12 protein-coding genes are annotated in these 22,534 nt (G+C 44.2%); 3 read left to right on the top strand and 9 right to left on the bottom strand.

Features of this window, described 5'->3' with window-relative positions:
* Positions 1-285 precede the first annotated feature (285 nt).
* From HUJ21_RS16640 to HUJ21_RS16630, 3 genes are read left to right on the top strand one after another with little or no spacing between them, the layout of a single operon-like run.
* A complete protein-coding gene (locus HUJ21_RS16640; RefSeq protein ID WP_291371777.1) occupies positions 286-3,570 on the top strand; it encodes a SusC/RagA family TonB-linked outer membrane protein in 3,285 nt (1,094 codons plus the stop codon).
* Between the two features lie 12 nt (positions 3,571-3,582).
* Positions 3,583-5,211, top strand: coding sequence for a SusD/RagB family nutrient-binding outer membrane lipoprotein (locus HUJ21_RS16635; protein WP_291371776.1), 1,629 nt, complete (start codon positions 3,583-3,585; stop codon positions 5,209-5,211).
* Between the two features lie 28 nt (positions 5,212-5,239).
* The gene (locus tag HUJ21_RS16630; protein ID WP_291371775.1) at positions 5,240-5,812 is read left to right on the top strand and encodes a hypothetical protein; all 573 of its coding nucleotides are present in this window, start codon (positions 5,240-5,242) and stop codon (positions 5,810-5,812) included.
* Between the two features lie 114 nt (positions 5,813-5,926).
* Here HUJ21_RS16630 and HUJ21_RS16625 read toward each other — a convergent pair whose 3' ends face one another.
* The 9 genes from HUJ21_RS16625 to HUJ21_RS16585 all read right to left on the bottom strand — a co-directional run bounded on the left by HUJ21_RS16625 (position 5,927) and on the right by HUJ21_RS16585 (position 22,114).
* Positions 5,927-7,495, bottom strand: coding sequence for an amidase family protein (locus HUJ21_RS16625; RefSeq protein WP_291371774.1), 1,569 nt, complete (start codon positions 7,493-7,495; stop codon positions 5,927-5,929).
* Between the two features lie 7 nt (positions 7,496-7,502).
* Complete coding sequence (locus HUJ21_RS16620; protein WP_291371773.1) at positions 7,503-9,257, bottom strand: asparaginase domain-containing protein; 1,755 nt, start codon at positions 9,255-9,257, stop codon at positions 7,503-7,505.
* Positions 9,258-9,271: 14 nt separating this feature from the next.
* Positions 9,272-10,426 (bottom strand): acetamidase/formamidase family protein, encoded by a 1,155-nt coding sequence (locus HUJ21_RS16615; protein WP_291371772.1) that lies wholly within the window; start codon positions 10,424-10,426, stop codon positions 9,272-9,274.
* A gap of 202 nt (positions 10,427-10,628) precedes the next feature.
* Positions 10,629-12,212 (bottom strand): amidase, encoded by a 1,584-nt coding sequence (locus tag HUJ21_RS16610; protein ID WP_291371771.1) that lies wholly within the window; start codon positions 12,210-12,212, stop codon positions 10,629-10,631.
* 245 nt (positions 12,213-12,457) lie between these two features.
* Complete coding sequence (locus tag HUJ21_RS16605) at positions 12,458-13,972, bottom strand: amidase (protein ID WP_291371769.1); 1,515 nt, start codon at positions 13,970-13,972, stop codon at positions 12,458-12,460.
* 141 nt (positions 13,973-14,113) lie between these two features.
* On the bottom strand, positions 14,114-15,706 hold the full coding sequence (locus tag HUJ21_RS16600; RefSeq protein WP_291371767.1) for an amidase: 1,593 nt from the start codon (positions 15,704-15,706) through the stop codon (positions 14,114-14,116).
* A 37-nt stretch (positions 15,707-15,743) separates the two neighbouring features.
* The gene (locus tag HUJ21_RS16595; RefSeq protein WP_291371765.1) at positions 15,744-17,291 is read right to left on the bottom strand and encodes an amidase; all 1,548 of its coding nucleotides are present in this window, start codon (positions 17,289-17,291) and stop codon (positions 15,744-15,746) included.
* Positions 17,292-17,318: 27 nt separating this feature from the next.
* Positions 17,319-18,800 carry a SusD/RagB family nutrient-binding outer membrane lipoprotein gene (locus tag HUJ21_RS16590; RefSeq protein WP_291371763.1) on the bottom strand — a complete coding sequence of 494 codons (1,482 nt, stop codon included), beginning with the start codon at positions 18,798-18,800 and terminating at the stop codon, positions 17,319-17,321.
* A gap of 77 nt (positions 18,801-18,877) precedes the next feature.
* The gene (locus tag HUJ21_RS16585) at positions 18,878-22,114 is read right to left on the bottom strand and encodes a SusC/RagA family TonB-linked outer membrane protein (protein ID WP_291371761.1); all 3,237 of its coding nucleotides are present in this window, start codon (positions 22,112-22,114) and stop codon (positions 18,878-18,880) included.
* Between the last annotated feature and the right edge of the window lie 420 nt (positions 22,115-22,534).

The raw sequence follows: 22,534 nt of genomic DNA, 5'->3' as shown, positions 1-22,534 counted from the left end.
GCGACAACATGGGGATGTATATAGAATTATTCTTTTTTATTTTATTTTTTTGCTATTTTCATTCTATTAATCTTCAAAATTTAATTATCATAATTTTTTATTCTGTCAGTAAAGCTGATAATGACATTTAGCATGTATTGAAAGGCTATTTAATGGCTTAATATTTAAATACCTGTTTATCAACTATTTATAACCAATATTCATCCATTTGCTTCAGATTGCAACCTAATGTGATTGATATTTTTTAACATTAGGTAAATTTCAATTTCCACTAACAACTAAAACATGAGAAAGAATTTACCAATAATTTTATTATTGGGTCTTTTTGTGCAATTTTCTTTTGCACAGACCCAGGAGATTAGCGGAACGGTGGTTTCCGCAGAAGACAATGCCCCAATCCCCGGGGTTAGCATATTGGTCAAAGGTGCCAATATCGGTACCGTTTCTGATTTGGACGGAAAGTACGCTTTAGATGTACCACAGGGAAATGGAACCCTGGTTTTCTCCTTTATCGGAATGGCTACCAGTGAAATAAATATCGGTGGCAGGTCTGTCATTGATTTATCGATGTCCCCAAATATAAATGCCCTGAATGAAGTGGTCGTAACCGCCATAGAAATAGAGCGGGAAAAGAAAGCTTTAGGCTATGCGGTTTCGGAAGTGGACTCCGACGACATTACCCAAAGGTCAGAACCTGATGTAATCCGTGCACTAAGTGGAAAAGTGGCAGGTGTGTTGATCCAGGGTTCCGGCGGAGTCACGGGGGGAAATACCAATATCACCATAAGGGGTAGTTCCTCACTTACCGGTAACAACCAACCCCTTTTTGTAGTGGATGGAATTCCCTTTGACAATTCAACTCAAGGCTATACCGACCAGGGAGGAAACAGCGTTGCCAACCGGGCATTTGATATCGACCCCAATAATGTAGCTTCCATGACCGTCTTGAAGGGTGCCGCGGCGGCAGCTTTGTATGGGTCCAGAGCTCAAAACGGAGTTGTCATTATCACTACCAAAAGCGGTAGCAGTGCTTCCAAAAAAGGTATGGAAGTAAATTACAGTACTTCTTTTGGCATTGAAGAGGTTGCCAAACTTCCTGATTACCAAAATGAGTATGGACAAGGGGGTAATGGAAACGTCTATATTGAGAATTATTTTGGTTCTTTCGGAGCTCCCTACACGGCATATGATTCGGTCCCCCACCCTTATACCAACCCTGCACTGGGACCATATTTAAACTCTCCTTCTTACCAAAACGTAGCTACCAGAGGAGACAATGTACTTTACCAGCCATTTACCGACAAATACCGTAATTTTTTCAACAACGGCAAATTACAGGAACATGCCATTTCGGTTCAATCCGGTGGAGAGAAAACAAATCTCTCCGCAGGTTTGTCATGGATGGATAACACGGGTATCATCCCCAATTCATCTGTGAACAGGATATCTGCCAATGTAGGCGGAAATGCAACATTGGACAACGGGTTGAAATTGAGTGCAGGACTGAATTACGTCAGCACGGTACAAACTAACCCAGCCCTGGGTAGTGGGAATTTCGGAGGGTTCAACCAGTCGGCTTCACAGTTGGTCTTGTGGGCACCAACCAGTTTTGATTTGGATGGCTATCCTTATCAAAGAGAAGAAGATGGAGGAGCCATGTATTACCGAACTGCGAACAACCCTTATTGGGTAGCCGACAATTCAATGAATGAAAGCAATGTGGACCGGTATTTCGGCAATATTAAAGTAGGATACGATATTACCGATTGGATGAATATTGGTTATCAACTGGGATTCAATGCCTACACAGATAGGAGGTTTTTCATGATGGAGCCTGGTGGCTTCGGATCCGCCATAGAACAATCCGGCTTCATGCGCCACTCCACCTATTACAATGCAGAATTGGATGGAAACTTACTGATCAATATCAATAAGGCCCTGAATGATGATTTCTATTTGCGCACCATAACCGGCTGGAATATCAACCAAAGAACCAATACCGCCAGCCAGTTTGGCGGAAATGGAATCATTGAAAGGGGAATCCAATCCTTTTCCAATACATCATCACAATTTATCATTGAAGACCGGTTTGTCAGAAGGCGTTTTGCAGGCTTGTTCACAGATATTTCCCTGGCTTATCAGGAGTGGGCATTTGTTAATGTGACAGCGAGAAATGACTGGTCTTCCACTCTACCGGAAGATAACAGGAGCTACTTCTATCCCGGAATCAGCACATCCATCATTTTAAGTGATGCGCTGTCGCTGAATAGCAACTTTCTGGATTATGCCAAAATCCGTGCTGGAGTCGGACAGGTGGGTAATGATGCAGATCCCTACCTGACCAACAATAATTTTCTTTTGAACCAACCGGTAAACGGGTCAGGAGGAGCAACACAGTTTCCATTTAACAATCAATTTGGAACCATTAATGGCTCTGCGATCAACAGTAACCGGGGAAATCCCATACTGAAACCTGAACTTACTACCGAAACAGAAGTGGGTGCCGAACTCCTTTTCCTGAAACAACGCATAGGCCTGGACCTTACGTATTACAACAGGACCACGGAAAATGGCATCACCGCCATCGATGTGCCCCCCTCCAGTGGATCCGCGACACAGGTGGTCAATATCGGAAAAGTAAGGAACCGGGGCATAGAAATCGGACTGAACCTGAAAGTTCTGGAAAGACCCAATGGGTTAAATTGGAATATTTTTACTGCCTTTACCCGAAACAGAAATGAGGTACTTGAGCTACAGGAAGGGGTAGACCAAATCGTGTTGACCAGCAGTGCAGGTAGCAGCGAGATTGTTCAAATTGCCCACCGTAATGGTCAACCCTTTGGTGTTTTGATCGGGAGAAGAGCCATCCGGGACGTTGAAGGAAATTTGCTGATCGATGGTCTTCCCGGAACTACCTATGGCAAATACATAGACAACCCGGAACCACAGATCATCGGAGATCCGAATCCCGACTTTGTGGTAGGCGTCACCAATGATTTCTCTTACAAAGGTTTGTCCTTAGCTGTGGTACTGGATTGGGTACAGGGAGGAGATCTTTATTCCAAATCCAACCGGGAAATCGTGGGCAGGGGCCTGACCCATGACTCCGGTGACCGTATGGTTTCCAGAATTATGCCCGGTTACATAGCGGCAAGAAACGAGGATGGCAGTCTGGTCAGGGATGAAAATGGCAATTACCAGGCAGCGGTAGATGCCAACGGAAATAAAATCAGAAATAAAATCAACATCACCAATTTCAACTGGTGGTATGACAGGGGAGGCTTTGGATGGAATGCCGCAGAGGAATTTCACACCTTTGATGCCACCGTTCTCCGATTAAGGGAAGTAGCCCTAAATTATAACTTTCCATCCAGATGGCTTGAAAAAACACCCTTTGGCACAGCCAGGGTAGGCGTATCCGGAAGAAACCTGTGGTTTATCACTCCCAATATGCATGAGGGCTTAAATCTTGATCCTGAGACCAGTTCATTCCCAGGCCTGAGAGGTATTGACTTTATTGGTGTTCCCTCGGCACGGAGATACAGCATGAACTTATCCTTCACCTTTTAAAATTCCCTCAACATGTTGAAATTAAAATTTAAATACAATATCGTCCTTTCCTTGATAATTGGTAGCAGTCTGCTCCTGAATTCCTGCAGTGAGGATCTGCTGGACATCAATCAGGACCCCAATACATCCACTCAACTGGCCTTGCCAAACACGCTGGCCTTTGCCCAGGTATCACTTGTGTCCAACCTTTTGGATGATCCCAATACCAATGCAGGTTCCTTTAGCAGAATGTGGTATACCACTGCTATCAGGAACTACGAACAAAACCAGGGCACTTACAGCAATTCATGGGTGAACCTGTACTCCAGACCTTTGGCTAACCTGCAGGCCATTTTGGATGGTGCCCAGGAGGATGAGTCCGGGTATAAGGGAATCGCCCGGCTGCTGAAGGCCTATACTTTCAGTATATTGGTAGATCTATACGGTGATGTGCCCTATTTTGAGGCCTTGAACCCTGAAATTACCTTTCCGGAAATAGATCAGGGAGAGGAAATCTACGCAGATCTTTTCCTTCAGGTAGATCAGGCCATACAGGAACTCAATGCGTCTTCAGCCATGATTCAGGGAGATATGATTTATGGAGGTGACAGGGCTAGTTGGATCAAAATGGGTAATTCCCTAAAATTGAAAATGTATGTCCAAACCAGAAAAGAAAACTCCATAAATTCAGTGCAAGGATTTACCCAGATGCTGAATAGCGAGCTGATTAACGGATTGGCAGATGATTTTCAATTGAAATACGGATCTGAGCAAACCCCAAACCAAAACCGTCATCCCCTTCATGTAAACCATTACAACCAGGCTACTGCTTATTGGATGGACAACTGGACCATGGCAAACCTGCTGAATGATGGCACCATCAGTGCGGTAACCGGGCAAAGGGTTTCTTACCGGAACGTGCAGGATCCCAGGTTGAGGTACTACATTTTCCGTCAGGTACCCGGTGATGGGGGCGGATCCGTGGTTACTTGTGCAGGCGGAGGTTGTCCTATCGGCTTAATCGGAAACGGCTACCTGGGACGAGATGCAGGTGATCCTTCGGCTTTTTCCAATGAAGGAGCCCTTATCGCAACCTTTGGTGTGTATCCCATAGCCGGCCTTGTGGATACCGATCAACCCAGAACTGTATCTGCTTCGGATGGAAGCGGGCGAGGGATTTTCCCCATGCTTACCTCTTTTATGATCAAGTTTTTGCATGCCGAGATGGCTCTGACCACCTCGGTTGAAGGGGATCCGCTGACCCTGTTAAGAGAAGGGATTACTCAGTCCATGGAAAAAGTAAGGGATTTTGGTGCAACAGAAATGCCAGCCATCTCCGGAAGTGACTATGAAATGACAGATGAGGCAATAGCAGCCTATATTGCAGATGTATCCACCCAATACGAGGCAGCAGAAACAGATGAAGAAAAGCTGAATATCATTATTACGGAATATCAGTTGGCCCTTTGGGGCAACGGAATAGAAGCCTATAACAATTACAGGCGCACCGGCTTTCCGGATTTTGCAGAGACCTCCCCGGTAATGGGAAATCCTCCCTATCCGCAAAGGTTTATTATACCCGTTTCTGAGCTGGAAACCAACCCTGCCCTATCCGATTATTCTCCAGATCCATTTGAGCCGGTATTCTGGAGCCAGCCCTGATTGTCTATCCACTAAAATTCAAAGCAAAATGAATATTAAATCATATACCTTAATACTATCCGCAACCCTTGTCCTATTGTTTACCGGTTGCATCGAAGAAGATTCCATCAAGGAGCCCGATTATGAAGTGGGCATCATTGCAAAGGCCAGCATTGCACCGGGAAAATACTGGTTTAACATCAATGACCTGCCCAGCTCTGAGGTATCCTTTGACCTCAGCTACGAAGGTTTTGACGTACATACTGCTTCTTCCATCGAATTATTTCTTGGCAGGGGCTCCGGCCAGGTTTCTTTGGGCACATATACCGACTTTCCTTCCACCATTACCATGACCGGGGAAGAAGCCTATGCCTATTTCGGGGAGACTCCCGCCACCATTATGGCATCAGGGATTTCCAGGGATGAATTTAGGATTACCTATGAAATCACTACAAGTGAGGGGGAAACCTATTCCGAATATGGTCAATATTACAATTATAATCCTTCTCTGGATGGGCGTTTCACCGGCAGATATGCCCAATATTACACCAATTTACCAGGTTTTGGCACCCTGGTTTTGGATGTCAGGCCTCCCAATCCACAAAATCCGAATGAGGAATAGAAAAAGAAAATTCACAACTTCTTAAAATGCTAAAACCAAAAAACCAGTCCAAGAAATTTGGGCTGGTTTTTTTTGATATATATTATTTTTGAACCAATCCAGAAGTTAAGTATCTTACTTTGAAGTTAATTCATCGAAACCCTCAGGTGCTCTACGGTGGTTAGTCTGCTGCTCATAACCATACGCGATACCAAAAAGCAATCCTTCGCTAAATGGCCTGCCCAGAAGTTGAAATCCTGCTGGATATTTATCGTATGAGTAACCCATAGGTACGGAAATAGCCGGGAAACCGGTTGGCGGAGAAAGTTTTCCACTAGTATCCCCCCTGGGACCATTGAGATCTCCAATCAACCTTGGAGGATAAGTGAAAGAAGGATAAATAAGTGCATCCAGATTTAAACTGTCCATAACTGCCAAAATCCGATCCCGAAGGGTTTGTCTTAGCGCCATATTTTTATCCCAATCGGGATGGTCTTCAGGGACATCCACGTCATCCTGTGCATCAAGTAACCTCTTTTCCAGATAGGGATGATATTCCTCAGAATCAATGATATCCTGGAGCGTCTTAAACCTGGAACTATCTCCCAGGCTGGCAAGATAGGCATTGTAGTCTCTTTTGAGTTGGCGGATACGGGTGCCTGATTCATTTAAAGAGTCTAAATCATCGATCTTCACACTATCGATTAAAATGGCTCCTCCCAGTTTTAAATCTTCGAGAGCCTGGAACATAAGCGCATAAACACTGCTATCAGAATCGTTTTCCGGAAAGAGTTGATGGAGCACACCAATTCTTTTTCCCTTAAGGGCATCAGGGTCAAGAAAGGACATATAGGATTCCTCTCTGGATGCTATACTAGCCTCTGTGACGGGGTCAGCCTCATCATACCCTGCAATAACATCAAATACCCTCACTGCATCCTCCACTGTCCTGGTCATTGGACCGCCCACATCGTTGGTAAGGGCAAGTGGAACTATCCCATCTCTGCTGGTTAGCCCCATGGTAGACCTGATACCTACCAAGGCCTGGTGAGCAGATGGTCCCCTAATTGAACTTCCGGTATCCGTCCCCAAACCCACGACTGCCAGGCTTGCGGCTATGGAGGCAGCGGTACCACCACTCGATCCTGCAGTTGTTCTACGGGTATCATATGGATTACGTGAATATCCAGGCAACACCGAACTCACCGAAAACTCCCCACTAGAAGCAAATTCGGCCAAATTTGACTTGGCTATGATGATGGCACCAGCCTCTCTTAACTTTCTGATTTGAAATGCATCATCCGGAGGATAAGAATCCTTAAGAGCCAGTGTACCATTACTGGTGGGCATTCCAAAATAGTCGTAGTTATCTTTGATGATGACAGGAATACCATGGAGAGGACCTACCATTCCACTTTCGTTGTAGATACTGTCCAGGTACCTTGCAGTAGCCATTGCCTCAGGATTGATAATAATGATAGAGTTGATGGAGGGCCCTTGTTTATCGTAAGCTTCAATTCTGTCCAGATATCCCTGGACTAAATATGCTGCGGTAACATCTCCATTTTCCATAGCGTCATGAATACCTGCTATTGTGGCCTCCACAAGAGGAAAATCAGCAGATTTTTCTTCTTGTGAAGCACAACCATTCAGAACCAGCATTCCAATCAATGAAATCTGTATTGTCTTTTTTGTAAGTAGCATTATCTTCTTAATGGGTGTGAAAAACGTCCTGATACAATTTGATCTTGGCTTTGATGGCCTCCAATTCTTTAGCCGTTGGATTTAACGGATCCTTTGCAGGTGGATAAGTTCCATATCGAAGGATACAAGCCATTAAAAGGACTCTGCCTTTGGTGGATGTGGTATTGTGGCCCTCAATAAACAAATTATCGGGATCAGTATTCATAAAACCATCTGCATTACCTCTAGCTGCTTTAAGTACTGGATATCCATGCAGTGCAGCTAGTTCTAAGGCTGCATCCATTGGTGCTATCATGGAGCCATAGGGGGCCATTCCCTCTCCAACAAAGCCAGCTAGCGGATATTTCTTTAGATTGTCGTTTATTCTGGCAAGAATATCTATTTCACCAGAGGGGTCATCTCTGCCATCATCTTCCGTTTTCCAACGGGCACTTTTGAAGATCGAAACCATCGGCATAGACTCAGGAATCAACTTGCCCCCGGCATCTTTAACCGCAACCTCAACATTTGAAATGGAACCTGCTTCTGAAACTGTTATACCTGGAACAGTATTGGGAATTTTAGTGAAGTTTACTTCCGAAAGGTGAGTATGCTTCCTCAAAGGAAGAAATGTCAATTTAGGTCCATAGCCCATGGATCCTATAATTCCGCCATAACCTCCTGTGGTCACATATCCACCCGGCCTTGCATCTCCCTTTTGTACTTCCCGGGAAGAAAATATTATTTGATCCTGGATCATCACTGAACCAACCCGCGTTACCCCATTTTCATCCGCCCATACCCCGGAAGAAATGTAATTGATACCGTCGATGATGTTTTGATCTCCATCGGCACTCACCAGTCCACGCATCCGTTGCGCAGCATTAAATACCAGTGGGGCTTTCGAATCGATAAGTAAACCCATCCAATAGGAAGTATTTTCAATACTGGGGCTTCCCTCAAGCCAGATAGAGCCATCGTATTCACCTGAAGCCATAACCTCCTGCACCATGTTGGTGGCTTTTGCCAATTGCATCCGGTTTTGAGAGGCTCCGTAGGGGCCATAAGTGAAAAAGTCCTTACCCAAGGTCTCAGGTGGAATATCCCCATCACCAGTATCGGTTCGCTCTTCAGCTGGCAAACCTTTGGTATATCCCCCTGCAGGAGCCGGTCTGTAGAAGTCATAGTCTGCTACCCCATAAATATTACCGCCATTCCGTTCGATCTCTTCTAAAATTCTGGAGGCATTGGGGTAGAAAGTTTGTCTGGACTCTGAAAACGGTGCACCTGGATAGGCAGCCGTGGCATCCCAGGGTTTGCCGTCGGCCTGAACTGCCATGTAAGGCAAGGGGTATAGACCGTCTTCTGGTTTTAATTCCACCTTTAATACGGGTTTGTCGGAGGGAGATTTCCTGGTTTTCCGGAATTTCCCATTTTCATCAACATAGCCATCAGGTGCGCCATACAACTCCTTTACGTCACTTTCAAGGGGATGGGCAGTAAACATCTCAATGTACAAGGTTACGGGAGCTGCTATCTTTTGATAGTACAACCGATCAAAAGGCATCTTTTCGCCTTCATCGTTGGTCAATAAAGATAGTTCGTTCTGCTCTCTGGCTTTGTTACTGGTGATTAGTGGGTGACTATTTTGAATCGTTGCAGTAGGGCCTGAAAAAATAGCAATACGGGGCTTTTCCTGGGCATTGCCTACCTTGTAGGAAAACATCAAAAGAAGAAAGAAAACGAATTTAGGTGAAATCGGAAATTGGTTGGTGGTTGTCATATTGTAAGTGGGTTTTAAGAGGAGTACCAATAATCAAATTTTTTGTTGGTGAAGATGGACTTAGGTATCATACCGTGTACTCCCTCGGTGCGATCAACGACTTGCGTGACCTCAAAATCAACTGCGGTACTGGATATTGACATTGCTTCCTCGTAGGTAAAACCGAGTTTTTCATGAATGAACACTACGGATTGTTGAAGTGCCTGCTTCATTGCCTCGTCCAAATCAGGGTTGAGCCCAAAAACAATGAAATGATCCGGCGTTTCGGCTACTGGCATCTGGATGGATTTTTTATGAATAATGAACTCGGCTACCAATATCATAGACGTTTCTATGGCCGTACCACTCACCTCTCCATTTCCTTGTGCTCCATGAGCATCGCCGGTAGTGAAAAGTCCGCCTTCTACAGACACCGGCAAGGTGAGTGAAGTACCTTTGACCAAATGCTTCAAATCCAGGTTTCCCCCAAAAAAATCCGGTGGAATAGAGCTTACGCGTCCCGTTTCAGGTGGCGGCGAAAGAGCCATTACCCCCATAAACGGTTTCAATGGAATTTCTACGCCGGGAAGAAATTGAGCACTGGTTCTTTTTTTATTGTATTTATAAACAAAGCTTTCCTGGTTTTTAATTTCCAAAGGAACATCATCTCTGCTGCCAGGCCTTACGTGATTTACCCCATAGTCACTTCTCAGCCGTACATCATGAATGCGGATCTCAATACTATCACCGGGCATTGCACCTTCAATATAAACAGGCCCAGTAAGCATATGCCCCCTAATCCCTGAGGGCTCTGGGGGAACATTATTAATGATATCAATAAGCTCTTTTGCATGGTCATCTAAAGGCAAGTTATTTTCTTTGAAAAAAGCTTCCGGGTCTTCCCTCGAAACTCCAGAGGTACTAATCGAATGGATCTCTACGATTTCACCTTCTTTTACGGAGATTTTGGCCGGAACATCCGCCCCAAAATAACCCCAGACCATGTTTTCAGGAAATGAACGAAGGACTTTATCCGGTTTGATTTTCTTGAAGGTATTGACACCATTTTTAACAGGTGATTCTGCAAGGTCTTTGCCGAGTACCATACCTGGTAATCCGGTAAGGGCAAGAGCACCCCCGTAGAGCGATTTTTCTAAAAACCCTCTTCTTGAATTTTTTTTAATTTCCATATTATATTATTTTTTATTTCGCTTGTCGAGAAAATGAAATTTATCAAAAGGACCGAAATCCCTTAGGTCAAACCGGTAATAGCACCATCGTATTCCTTTCCTAATGGAATAATTTATTTGCCCAGGAAAGAACTATGGTCGATTTTTTTTAAAGTGGTATTTCAGCCGATTTTAATTTTGATAAGCATGGACTGAAAAGCTACTAAATCATAGGTTTTCTCCAACCCCCTGATCTGCTTTCGAGATATTGGGCAACAGCCAATGAAACATCCTCTCTCCATGGATGAGCCACACATTGAACTCCTACGGGTAAAGCGCCATTTGAATCTCCTCTTACCACGGTTACAGGCCATCCTGTTGTATTGTAAGGTCCACAGTAGCTTGCCCCAGGTTTGCTACTGGTCCACTCACTGCCAATACCCTGGTCGATTTCTTCTGCTGGAGTGGCAGTAGTAGGACAGAGAATCACATCATATTTTTGAAACCACTGAAGCATCCTTGATCTATTTTTATCCTGAAGCGTTAAAAGTTCCGAATAACGATCTGCTGAAATTGGATTTCCATTGTCTAGTCTATTTTGAATGGATTCACTAAGGGTTTTACTTCCATGTAAATCACCAGCCCTTTTAAGAAATGCCCAACCATCTCCGGCAACCAACTCTCTTCTGATTTCACCAAGCTCGGTAAAAATTTCCAATGGCATATCCTCGTTGACTTCTGCTCCAGCTTCTTCCATCCATTTGGCTGCTTGTCTGATGGTATTTTGGGTCTCCTCCGCGGTATCCGCAATAAGGTTGGAGGGATAAAAGGCGACTTTAAGCTTTTTGATATCAATTAGCGCAGGATCGGGCCAGGGCATGGGTACTACAGCTGCGTCCATACCGTCCGGACCACTCATCAGTGGCGTAAGCATGATCAGGTCTTCTACCCTGCGCGCCATAGGGCCAGGCTGTTGCCAGGAATCAAATACGCCTCCGTAATCCACAATATGACCGGTGCGGGGACATCTCACGCTTGTAGGTTTGAGTCCAGCTATTCCATTTGTGCTGGAAGGCAACCTAACACTACCTCCCCAGTCTGTCCCAATGTCAAATCCCGATCCGCCGGCAGCTACAATAGAACCCGCTCCTCCGCTACTTCCAGACGTACCTCTTGTAAGGTCGTACGGGTTTTTACTAAGTCCGTAAATAATATTACCTGTGGTACGTACCCCTCTCATACCACCTCCTGCAAGGGTAAATTCCGGGGTATTGGTTTTTCCTATCAATATGGCCCCATTGTTTCTCATTCTGGCCAGCACTGTTGCATCTTTTTTACCAACGTAATCGATTCTGCCAAGCGTGCCCCCAGTACTGATTACACCCTCGGCTTCGAAAGAGTCTTTAAGGGTCATGGGAACACCGTGGAGTGGTCCCATTAATTGTTTTTTCTTTAATGCTGCGTCTGCTGCTTTGGCTTCATCCATGGCCCGGTCAAAACACTGCATCACTACTGCATTGAGGTGATAATTAACATCTTCAATGCGATCGATATAGGCTTGTGTCAATTCCACTGATGAAACCTTTTTGGTCCTGATCATCTCTGAAAGCTTTACCGCTGACATATAGATTAAATCATCTGTCTTGTCTTTTGAAGCAAGGTATTGAGTAGAAGAGGGATTTAAGCTGGCTGCCGATAGGTTAGAAGTTGAAAAAGTCATTGCCGTGGCGCTACCAGCACCAATCAATGACAAAAATTTTCTCCTTGACTGAATACTTCCGGCTTGCTTTAATATATTCTTTTTCATTTGGTGACGTTTTTAATATTTTATAATCTATTGAATTCTAATGAAGTAGATCTTGAAAATTCGCATTTACTTTTTTTAAAGTACAAATGCTGAATAGCGCATAAAACATAATGTTCCACTTATCCGCTGGTTGATAGACGGCATGATCAAATTCCTCTAGTAACCTGTGGATTGGTCGGATTGATTTATAAAATCGAATTGGCAATACAGCTATTCATACCCATCAGTTAAGTAAAGTAATGTTATTATATATTTTCTGGTTTGGAGTACCCTCCAAATTTTCTCTCCAAATCAGCAGCTACCGCCAGCACTTTATCTTCCGTCCAGGGCTTTCCGACAATTTGTATTCCAAGCGGTAAACCCTCATTTGAAGTGCCTGCACGTACCACTGCGGCTGGCCATCCGGTGGCATTGTATTCTGATGTATACCAATGACCCGGTATTCTTTCGTCATCCAATTTCATGGCTGCTGTGGAGGTAACCGGACAAAGCAGTATATCAAAGTCATCCATAAAATGAAGCATTTTGCTTTTAAGGGCATCTATCTCCTCCACCAGTTTGGTGTATTGTGAGCCAGAAACTACTTCACCAGAAATTTTGAGATTGGGTGAAATTACGGTGGTACCGCAAGCCTTAATAAGTCGCTTGATGTGAGCTTTACCATCTGCGCTGTTTAGCTCACTCCTTTTTTCGGAAAGTTCATGAAGAACAGGTGGTCTTGCTTCGTCTACGCTGCTAACCGATGATCTGAGTTGGTTGGCGCAATCAACCACCATTTTTTTGATTTCAGGAATAGGCTCTGCCAAATCGTTTGTAGTGTAATAAGCTATTCTCAGTTTTGAAAGATCCACCTCGGCAGGGTCATAAAGTGGCACCGGGCTTATGCTCGCATCCATTTGATCAGGACCTGAAAGTATAGATAACAACAAATACAAATCTTCCACTCTTCTGGCCATCGGACCTGGCTGTTGATAACAACCATAGCGATCACCATAACCCGGTAAATGGCCTGTTTGAGGTATCCTTCCGCTGGTAGGCTTGATACTGGCCAAACCACAGACGTGGGCAGGAGCCCGTACACTACCACCGGAATCTGTTCCTATGTCAAAATAAGAACCGCCGGATGCAAGAATAGCCGCTGCTCCACCACTGCTCCCTGATGGATGACGGGTGAGGTCGTAAGGATTCAGTGTCTGACCGTATATTAGGTTGGAGGTAAGATAAGACATGGTAAATTCGGGGGTATTGGTCTTGCCCAGCAATATGGCTCCTTCCTCCCGCAGTCTGGCAACTACCGTAGCGTCTTTGCCTGGCATATAATCCTTCCGCCCCAAGGTACCGGCGGTTGAAATAATTCCAGCCGTGTCAAACGAATCTTTTATCGTCATAGGCACACCATGGAGCAGACCCAAAGTTTTGCCTGCCTTAACCGCTTCATCTGCCGCCTTGGCTTCCAAAAGCGCTCGTTCCCGGGCTAGCTGTACCACAGCATTGATTTGGGGATTAACCTCATCAATTCTTGCCAGACAGCTTTCCACAACTTCCTGGCTGCTTATTTCTTTATTCCTGATCATTTCAGCCACTTTTGTAGCTGACATGTATAAAAGTTCATCTGTTTCATCCGAGGAAACAAATTGTTGCTGAGGTAGCACTACTCCCTCCGGAAGCAGCTGACCATAAGCCGGCAAGATTGAGCCCAGGGATCCCATTCCCAGAGTGGTGATAAATTTCCTTCGGTTGTTGGTGGTTTGTTTTTTCATTTGGCTTTGGATTAGTATTGGTTGGAATATTTATTTTTACACCTTCCTGTTTCACCTTATTGATAATGACTTATTTGGAGTGATTAAAATGGTGAGGTGATTTCAATTATTACCAGGAAAGGTATTTTTGAAATGAAATTTTTAGATGGGAGGTTTTTTCCAACCACCTGACTTTAACTCAAGGTAACTGGCTACTGCCAGGGCCACATCCTCTCTCCAGGGCTGAGCCACTACCTGCACGCCTATTGGCAAGCCATCTTTATTTTGTCCACACCTGACCACTGCTCCGGGCCATCCACAGGTGTTAAAAGGCTTGGTGTAACTCTCCCCGGGATTATCCATATACCTTGATGATTCATTAAATCCACTATTAATGTCTCCGGCTGCTGAATTAGTTGCCGGGCAAATGATCACATCATATTGTGCAAACCATTGGAGCATCTTGCTCCTGTTGGCATCCTGCATTTCCAATAATTTGGTGTATTCAGCAGTGCTTATCACATTTCCCTGTTCTGCAAGTCTTTCTCTCAGAGAGGCTCCATAAGTCTTAGAGCCTGCCCGCTCGGTAGCTCTTTTAAGCCATTGCCAGCCATCCCCGATTATCAATTCTCGCCTGATGGTTCCCAACTCAACCAGTAGGTCTTTGGGACAATCCTCTTTGACTTCCATGGCTACCTCATCCATCCATTTTGCAGCCATTTTAACTGTTTCAATGGTAGCCAGGTCTGTATTGGCTATTCCGTTTTCCGGGAAAAATGCCACTTTAAGTTTACCTAAATCTACTTCTTTATAATCCGGCCAGGGCATGGGCACAACTGCCGCATCCCTAAAATCAGGGCCAGCCATGATAGGGCTAAGTAAATCCAGGTCCTTCACATATCTGGCCATGGGTCCGGGCTGCTGCCAGGAATCAAAAAGCCCACCATAATCTACAATATGTCCAGTGCGGGGTAACCTAACCGATGTTGGCTTTATACCAGCTATTCCATTGGTACAGGAAGGCCCTCTCACACTTCCTCCCCAATCAGTACCCACATCAAATGAAGCTCCACCAGATGCCACTATGGCGCCGGCACCTCCGCTACTTCCGGATGTACTTTTATTAAAATCATATGGGTTTTTACTGATGCCATAGATGATGTTATTGGTAGAGTTGACTCCCAAAACACCTCCAATGAGTGTGAATTCCGGAGTATTGGTTTTGCCCAATAATATGCCTCCTGCTTCCCTCACCCGGGCTACAACTGTCGCATCCTCTTCAGGGACATGGTTCATTTTACCAATAGTGCCACCAGTGCTCACCACTCCTTTCGTCATAAAAGAGTCTTTGATCGTCATTGGTACGCCATGAAGCAAACCATACGAGTCTCCTTTAGCCATAAGCTGATCTGCCGTTTTTGCTTCCTCAAGAGCTCTGCCGAAGCATTCCATTACCACTGCATTCAGCTGGTAATTTATGTCATCGATTCTATCAATATGTGCCTGAACCACTTCCAATGCTGACACTTCTTTTTTGCGAATCATTTCAGCTATGGAGGTCACAGATTTATAATGAATCTCAGCAGGTTCTGCATTAGGACCAAATTCCCTGATAAGCAAACGTTTATCACTCCCATTGGCAATGTATGGCAAACATGCCGTCACTAAAGCACCAGCCGAAAACTTGGTCATGAAAGCCCTTCTGGTATTTCCCTTAATATCTTTTTTTGATGATTGTTTTTTCAGGTTGTTCATTTATTTAGTTGTTAAGTGGTCAATTATCATAGCAAGATTATATTGGCGGTGCCTGCCAGCCTCCCAGTTCTTTTTCTAAATACTGAGCAACGGCCAATACCTTGTGATCCTGAAAAGGCTGTCCCACTATCTGAACTCCTATTGGCAAACCTTCTTTACTAGTCCCTGCTCTTACAACTGCAGCAGGCCAACCCGTGAGATTAAAAATTCCCATATATCCATACTCATCAGCAGCTCCTGAAGATCTCTCGAAAACCGTAGGATTTGGCGCTGCACCATCAAAATGAACAGGACAAATGACAATGTCATAATTTTGCATCCATTGTAATAACTTACTTCTGCAAGCGTCTAATTTTTCCACCAACCCGGTAAATTCGACTGAAGGAATAGCAGTCGATGGATCAGATAACCTCAGAAGGGGATGCGTTTGTTTGGTACCGTATCTTTCTGTGAGCCTACTTACCCATGCCCTACCATCAGCACTGAATAGCTGATAACGGACTTCTTCTGCTTCCTGGAAATCCTTTATGGGTGCATCTTCTTTAACTTGAATACCGGCAGTTTCCAAAGATGCTACAGCTCGGGTAATGGCTGCTACAGTTTCCACTGAGCAATCCTTCGTGCTTCCATGCTCTACAAACCAGGCATATTTCAAGTTTTTTATTTGGATGGTGTCAGGATCTGTCCAGGGAACCGGGTGAATGGCTGCATCTATTTGATCCGGCCCCATGATGATTGGAAGGATGAGTTTCAAATCCTCCACATATCTGGCCATAGGCCCAAGTACCTGATAGGCATCAAATAATCCTCCGTAGTCTACAATATGGCCGGTACGCGGCACCAATCCGGTAGTGGGTTTCATACCTGCAATACCATTGAAATGAGCTGGTCCTCTGATACTCCCGCCAAAATCCGATCCGATGTCGAAAGGAGAGCCTCCAGCTGCCACGATGGCTCCGGCACCTCCACTGCTTCCCCCGGGACTGTACCCCTCTTTATAAGGATTGCTCGTCATGCCGTAAATCAAATTGGCCGTGGTGCCTGACAGGGTAAATTCAGGAGTATTGGTTTTACCCAAAAGAATGGCTCCCTGAGAACGGAGTCTGGCTACTAAGGTCGCATCTTGCGGGGGGATATGATCTTTTCGGCCCAAAGTACCCCCTGTACTGAGTACTCCCGCTGTATCCAGAGAGTCCTTGATGGTCATGGGTACTCCATGCAGAGCGCCCATCAAATTACCTTTCGCCAGCATCTCATCAGCCTTTTGAGCTTCCATTAGTGCTCTTTCTTTACAAGTCAAAACCACTGCGTTGATCTGGGGATTTACCTCCTCTATCCGACTGTACAAGATGTTAACCAATTCCACGGAGGAAATTTCTTTATCCCTGATCATTTGCGCCATCTGCACAACAGAGGCAGACTTAACGTCTTGTGAATGGTAATTGGATTGATAGAAATGGGAGGAATTGATGCTGTTGGCTGCGCTAAAAACAGGGGGGGCCATCAGGCCAAGCCCCCCCTTACCAAACAACATGAAAGATGAACTTATGAAATCTCTTCTGCTATTTTTCTTTTTGAAAATCATAATCCTATTTTTTAGTTCAAATGTTCTTTATTGTCTGTCCCACCATACCCTGGTTAGCAGATCATCCGAACCTTGTCTGGCCAGGGCCTCCTCATAATTTGATTTATTCAAATTGATTTCACTTGGCGGATAGCCCCTACGTCTCGGGATCGCTTCGATAACGGCATCTTTGGCAACATCCAGCTCTGGATATTGTAATCTGCGCCATTCACTCCAGGACTGCACACCCTGCATGTAAAGAGATATCCACTTCTGATTTCCAATTGACTTGAATGGATCTGTACTGTCATACCTTACATCACCCTGAGACAAATAACTTTCTATAGCTGAGGGATCCGAAATGCCCCATTGTTCCATAGAAGCCGAAATTGCCGAATTGTAATAATCCGAGGCATTGCCAGAAATCCAACCCCTTTCAGCCGCTTCAGCCAAAATGAAATTTACCTCGGCATAAGACATGATGGTAAAAGTTGAGGTGGGTTGTAGGATATTTTCAGCATTTGGCCAGGATACTGCAAAGTCACTTATAGCACTTCCAGAAGCTACGTCAAGCCCCACAGGCTGCCCGATATATCCTCCTCCCAAATCCTGATTGAAAGCAACATCTGCATACTTTTCAAGCCTTGGATCATTTAATGATTTGAGCATATCCACCAAAGTGCTACCTACACCGTAGTTGGGGACACTTAATTCAAATCGGAAAAACCATGGATTGTTGTTTGGCTGGGATTCTAAAAATTTGTAGTAAGCATTGTCGTCTACCGAAACCATTGGTCCAGCTGTAAACGCTTCGGAAATGTGATTTTCAGCTACTTCCGGGGCGACATTGGACAAGCGAAGGGCAACCCTCATCCTCAGGCTATTCGCAAACCTGTACCATTTGTCCATGTTACCATCAAAAATAATATCTCCGGCTATACCCCCCCCTGCAATATCAATCATTTCAGCTGCTTCAGAAAGTTCCTTGAGCAAATCCATATAAATGAACTCCTGGGTAGTGTAGGCAGGAAGTGGAAAATTATTCCCCTGGAGTGCCTCTTCATAGGGAATATCCCCCCATACATCCGTTATATTTTGATAGGCCCATGCTTTAAGAATTCGGGCTACAGCAATTTGATTTTGATTTGGTCCTGAAAGGGCTGCATTGACCATGGTTTCCGGATTGGTGTTCAGAAGAATGATTTCCTCCAAATCCCTGAGTCCACTGGTGTAAAAGGCGGAAAAATCTGCCTCTACGGTCGCATATGTATCGGTGGCCCCACCCCTCAAACTAGCCATTTGCTGAGCGTAAATCATACCCGGTAGACCAATTCCATCAAGCTGACTATGATTCCCGAATATATTTGCAACCAACTCCCGTTGTGCACCAGTCAATAGACTTGAAGTTGGCACTTCCAAAGGCTGATTTGGATCAATATTTAAATCTTCAAAGCCTTCCGTACAAGCCGACAAGAGAAGCAAAAAGCCTGTTGCCAGCATAATCAAACTTTTATTTATGTTATTTTTCATTTTGATAACTCTTAGATTTTAAACATTAGTTGTAAGAGATTTTAGCCTCAATCACTGTGTAATATTTACTATGGATTTTACAGCTTGAGGTTGATATTAAAACCAACCACCCTTGGCGCAGGCAGAGAAGCACCTTCTAATCCTTGAACATTACTTGACCCATAAGCAATTTCTGAGGGATCAATATGAGGCACATTACTGTGGAGCAATGCCACGTTCCTGGAAAAAACAGAAAGTCTGACTCCTCTAACAAATAAATTGCTTAACATTCTGGCAGGTAGGCTGTAACCCAGCCTGATCTCACGTAACTTGATGTAGGAGGCATCGTAAACATGCAATCCATCCAAATTATAATGTTGCTTTAAAAAATTCTGTGCTTCTAAATAAACCGTATTAGGTTCTCCATTTTCAAAAACGGCATCTGCCCTGATTCCTCCTCCTTCGGCAACAGGGTTTCTCATGGGAACCCCTCTGTCATTGTCGCCTACCGATTCAATAAACTGCCCATTGGCAATGCCATTTTGTACGGTTTCTGACCAAAAGCTCCCTCCAGACTGAAAATCAATCAAGGCACTTAAACTGATCCCCCGGTAGTTAAAGGTATTGGATAGTCCACCGGTTACATCAGGCATAATATTTCCTACCACTTCCCCAGGGTTACGCAAATAAAACCCGTTACTTCCAACAATCGGTTTACCAGTCTCCTCATGGTAGATGACGTTTGGCGTGATGATGGTTCCATAGGGCTGTCCTACAGTAGCATTGATAGAGTTTGTGCCGTCTCTTCCTCCAAGCTCAAAATTGTCCTGCCCGGCAGCCAGTTCCAGTACCTTATTCCTATTACGGGCAATATTAAAATTAACGTCCCAGGAAAAATTACTTGTTTCTACCGGAGTACCGCTAAGCATGACTTCAATGCCTTTATTCTCCATTTCTCCCGCGTTGACGATAAGGGATTGAAAACCTGTGGTAGAGGAGACCGGAAGTGCTAAAATCTGATCAAAGGTATTTACCTTATACACGGTAAAGTCCAGTCCGATCCTATTTTCCAAAAACCTCAGATCCAGACCTGCCTCCAGATTGGAAACAATCTCAGGTTTGAGGTTGCTATTTTTCAAAACATCGTCTACAGTAAATACAGAGGTGTTTCCATAGGGATCTCCATTAGCATAGGTATTGATTAAACGATACGGATCGGTATCATTTCCCACCTGTGCCCAACCAATTCTCATTTTTCCAAATGAGAAGAAATCAGCTCCGGTCATCAAATTGGAAAAAACAAAACTGCTGGATACTGCTGGATACAAATAAGAATTGTTATTCACAGGCAAAGTGGAAGACCAGTCATTTCGCAAAGAAGCCTCGAAAAAGAGGTAGTCTTTATACCCAATGTTTCCACTGGCGTAGATACTGTGAACTTCCCTTTCAGAAGTAAAGTCTCTTATCTCAGGACGCTGAAGGGATGCCATCAAATTGTAAAAATTTGGGACACTTAACCCTCCCTGGGTCCTTGTATAGTTATTCTTAAAGGTGTTTTTCCGAATGTTTCCGCCAAAAGTAACCCCCAAGCTAAAATCATCCCCAAATTCTGTATTGTACTGACCCAGCAATTCCAGGTTATCTTCTCTAAAGTTGTAGAGGTCTTTTTCGTAGGCGTTTTGAAGGTAACCCCCTATTGAGGCCCTGTCCTCTCTTACATCATTATAAAAATCTGTCCTGGCATATAGCGTCAAAGATAATTCCGGCAGGATTTGGTAGGAAATATTGATGTTACCAAAAACCCTGTCTTTCAAATCATTATTATAACTTTCATACAGGGTGAAGTATGGATTGTTGTTATAACTTTGTTCCAAATGACGTCCCAAACCCTGGGTATTCCAGGTCATGTGGTAATACCTGTCTGATTTATAATCTCTCATTCTTGCAGGATCAATCTGCCGCTGTGTCCAGGCATACCAGTAAGTCAACACATTTACCGGCCGCTCCGGAGACCAATCTCCCGTTGCTGGTCTTCCTATAGCCTCCGTCCGAATGTAGTTGATTTTAGCACCCGCTGAAAACTTATCAGAAAGCTGTGTATTGGCACTTACAGCAATGGTGTTTCGGTTCAGCGAACTATTGGGCATAGTCCCGGTCTGGTCCAAATTGGTGTAAGAAAGCCTGAAAGAGCTCTTATCATCCCCACCGCTAATGGAAACATTGTTTGACAGGGTCACCCCGGTTTCGAAGAAGTCCCTAACGTTATTGGGTGTTGCCACCCATGGGCGTACTTCTCCATAATTGGGTTCTCCCGGGTACATGCTGTCCCAATGCCTTACCAAAGTACCATCAAACCTGGGTCCCCAGCTGTTATTCGCGTTGGTGTTGACCACCTTATACGTCTGTCCATCTAGTGGATCTACCACCTCATCGAAGGTGAGGGCAAAACCACCCCCATACTCATTCTGCATTTCTGGCAACAAAAATACGTTGCTAAACATGGTGGATGAATTGACACTAACACCTATTCCCTTCGTGTTTTCACCAGATTTTGTAGTGATCAAAATGACACCATTAGAGGCTCTGGATCCATATAGGGCCGATGCACTGGGTCCTTTGAGGACTGAAATAGACGCTATATCATCAGGGTTAATGTCTTGAGCGGCATTGCCATAATCCCTACCCCCATTTCCAGAAACCTGATCGTCAGAATTGTAATTGGAATTGTCAATAGGAGTTCCATCCACGACAAATAATGGTTGGTTATTGCCAGAAATAGAGTTAATTCCCCTGATGGTGATACGGGAAGAGCCCCCTATATTTCCCGAAGAATTGGAAATTTGGACCCCCGCAATTTTTCCCGTAAGGGAGTTTACGATGTTGGTCTCCTTGGCCTCATCCAGACCTCTCGTGTCCACTTGCTGAACGGTGTATCCTAAAGCCCGTTCATCTCGCTTTACACCCAAGGCGGTAACCACCACCTCGGATAAAGCCGTTTCTTCAGAGGATAAAGATACTGTCAGGTTGCTTTGGTTCCCTACTTTGACTACCTTTTGATCGTAGCCAATAAAGGACACTTCCAATTCATTTTCCGATTCCGATAAATTCAAAGAGAATTCACCATTGATGTCTGTAGCGACACCTTTTGTTGTACCCTTGACCAGCACACTGGCACCCGGAATGGATTCTTCATTTTCGTCAATAACTTTTCCAGTTACAGTCTTGTCCTGCGCATGAAGTGAATGAAATGCGAAACAGGCGATGAGAACGACCATCCCCATAAATGGTCTTATTCCCCAGGAACGTCGTTCCTTTGAATTAGTAAAATTTTTCATAATTTGTTAGTGGTTAATGTGTGATAGAACGGCACTTTCGGAATATACCGGAAGTACTACAGGAAATCCTGCGTTCAAGCTTGAACAGATTATTCTGGGGGGGCTAAAATTGGGCGATAAGAAGGTGATATAATCAGACTTCAAAAACAACAATGCTATAACGTCTGAGTCAAATTAAATCTTTAAATTTCGACAGCTGCTAAGTCCTTCTTGATCAAATATATACGCAGTAAAGAAAACAAAAAAATAAACCATCTATTATTTTTTTAAACTAAAAGGTAATTATTCATTATAGTATGGCTTTTTTATACAATTTTATATTCTTTTAATTTATTTAAACTTATTATATTTTACTTATTATTTAATTTAAGACTTTTTTTATTTAATTTTTATTCTTCGATAATTTTTTAACTTTTTTTT

The sequence above is a fragment of the Cyclobacterium sp. genome, assembly GCF_014762705.1.
In the GTDB taxonomy this organism is placed as follows: domain Bacteria; phylum Bacteroidota; class Bacteroidia; order Cytophagales; family Cyclobacteriaceae; genus Cyclobacterium.
The sequence above is the reverse complement of the archived record's forward strand: the minus strand, read 5'-3'. Positions and strand labels throughout refer to the sequence as shown.

Coding starts and splice junctions, on each gene's coding strand:
- HUJ21_RS16585 (WP_291371761.1), bottom strand. CDS start 22,114: ATGAAAAATTTTACTAATTCAAAGGAACGACGTTCCTGGGGAATAAGA.
- HUJ21_RS16600 (WP_291371767.1), bottom strand. CDS start 15,706: ATGAACAACCTGAAAAAACAATCATCAAAAAAAGATATTAAGGGAAAT.
- HUJ21_RS16590 (WP_291371763.1), bottom strand. CDS start 18,800: ATGAAAAATAACATAAATAAAAGTTTGATTATGCTGGCAACAGGCTTT.
- HUJ21_RS16640 (WP_291371777.1), top strand. CDS start 286: ATGAGAAAGAATTTACCAATAATTTTATTATTGGGTCTTTTTGTGCAA.
- HUJ21_RS16595 (WP_291371765.1), bottom strand. CDS start 17,291: ATGATTTTCAAAAAGAAAAATAGCAGAAGAGATTTCATAAGTTCATCT.
- HUJ21_RS16610 (WP_291371771.1), bottom strand. CDS start 12,212: ATGAAAAAGAATATATTAAAGCAAGCCGGAAGTATTCAGTCAAGGAGA.
- HUJ21_RS16630 (WP_291371775.1), top strand. CDS start 5,240: ATGAATATTAAATCATATACCTTAATACTATCCGCAACCCTTGTCCTA.
- HUJ21_RS16620 (WP_291371773.1), bottom strand. CDS start 9,257: ATGACAACCACCAACCAATTTCCGATTTCACCTAAATTCGTTTTCTTT.
- HUJ21_RS16625 (WP_291371774.1), bottom strand. CDS start 7,495: ATGCTACTTACAAAAAAGACAATACAGATTTCATTGATTGGAATGCTG.
- HUJ21_RS16635 (WP_291371776.1), top strand. CDS start 3,583: ATGTTGAAATTAAAATTTAAATACAATATCGTCCTTTCCTTGATAATT.
- HUJ21_RS16615 (WP_291371772.1), bottom strand. CDS start 10,426: ATGGAAATTAAAAAAAATTCAAGAAGAGGGTTTTTAGAAAAATCGCTC.
- HUJ21_RS16605 (WP_291371769.1), bottom strand. CDS start 13,972: ATGAAAAAACAAACCACCAACAACCGAAGGAAATTTATCACCACTCTG.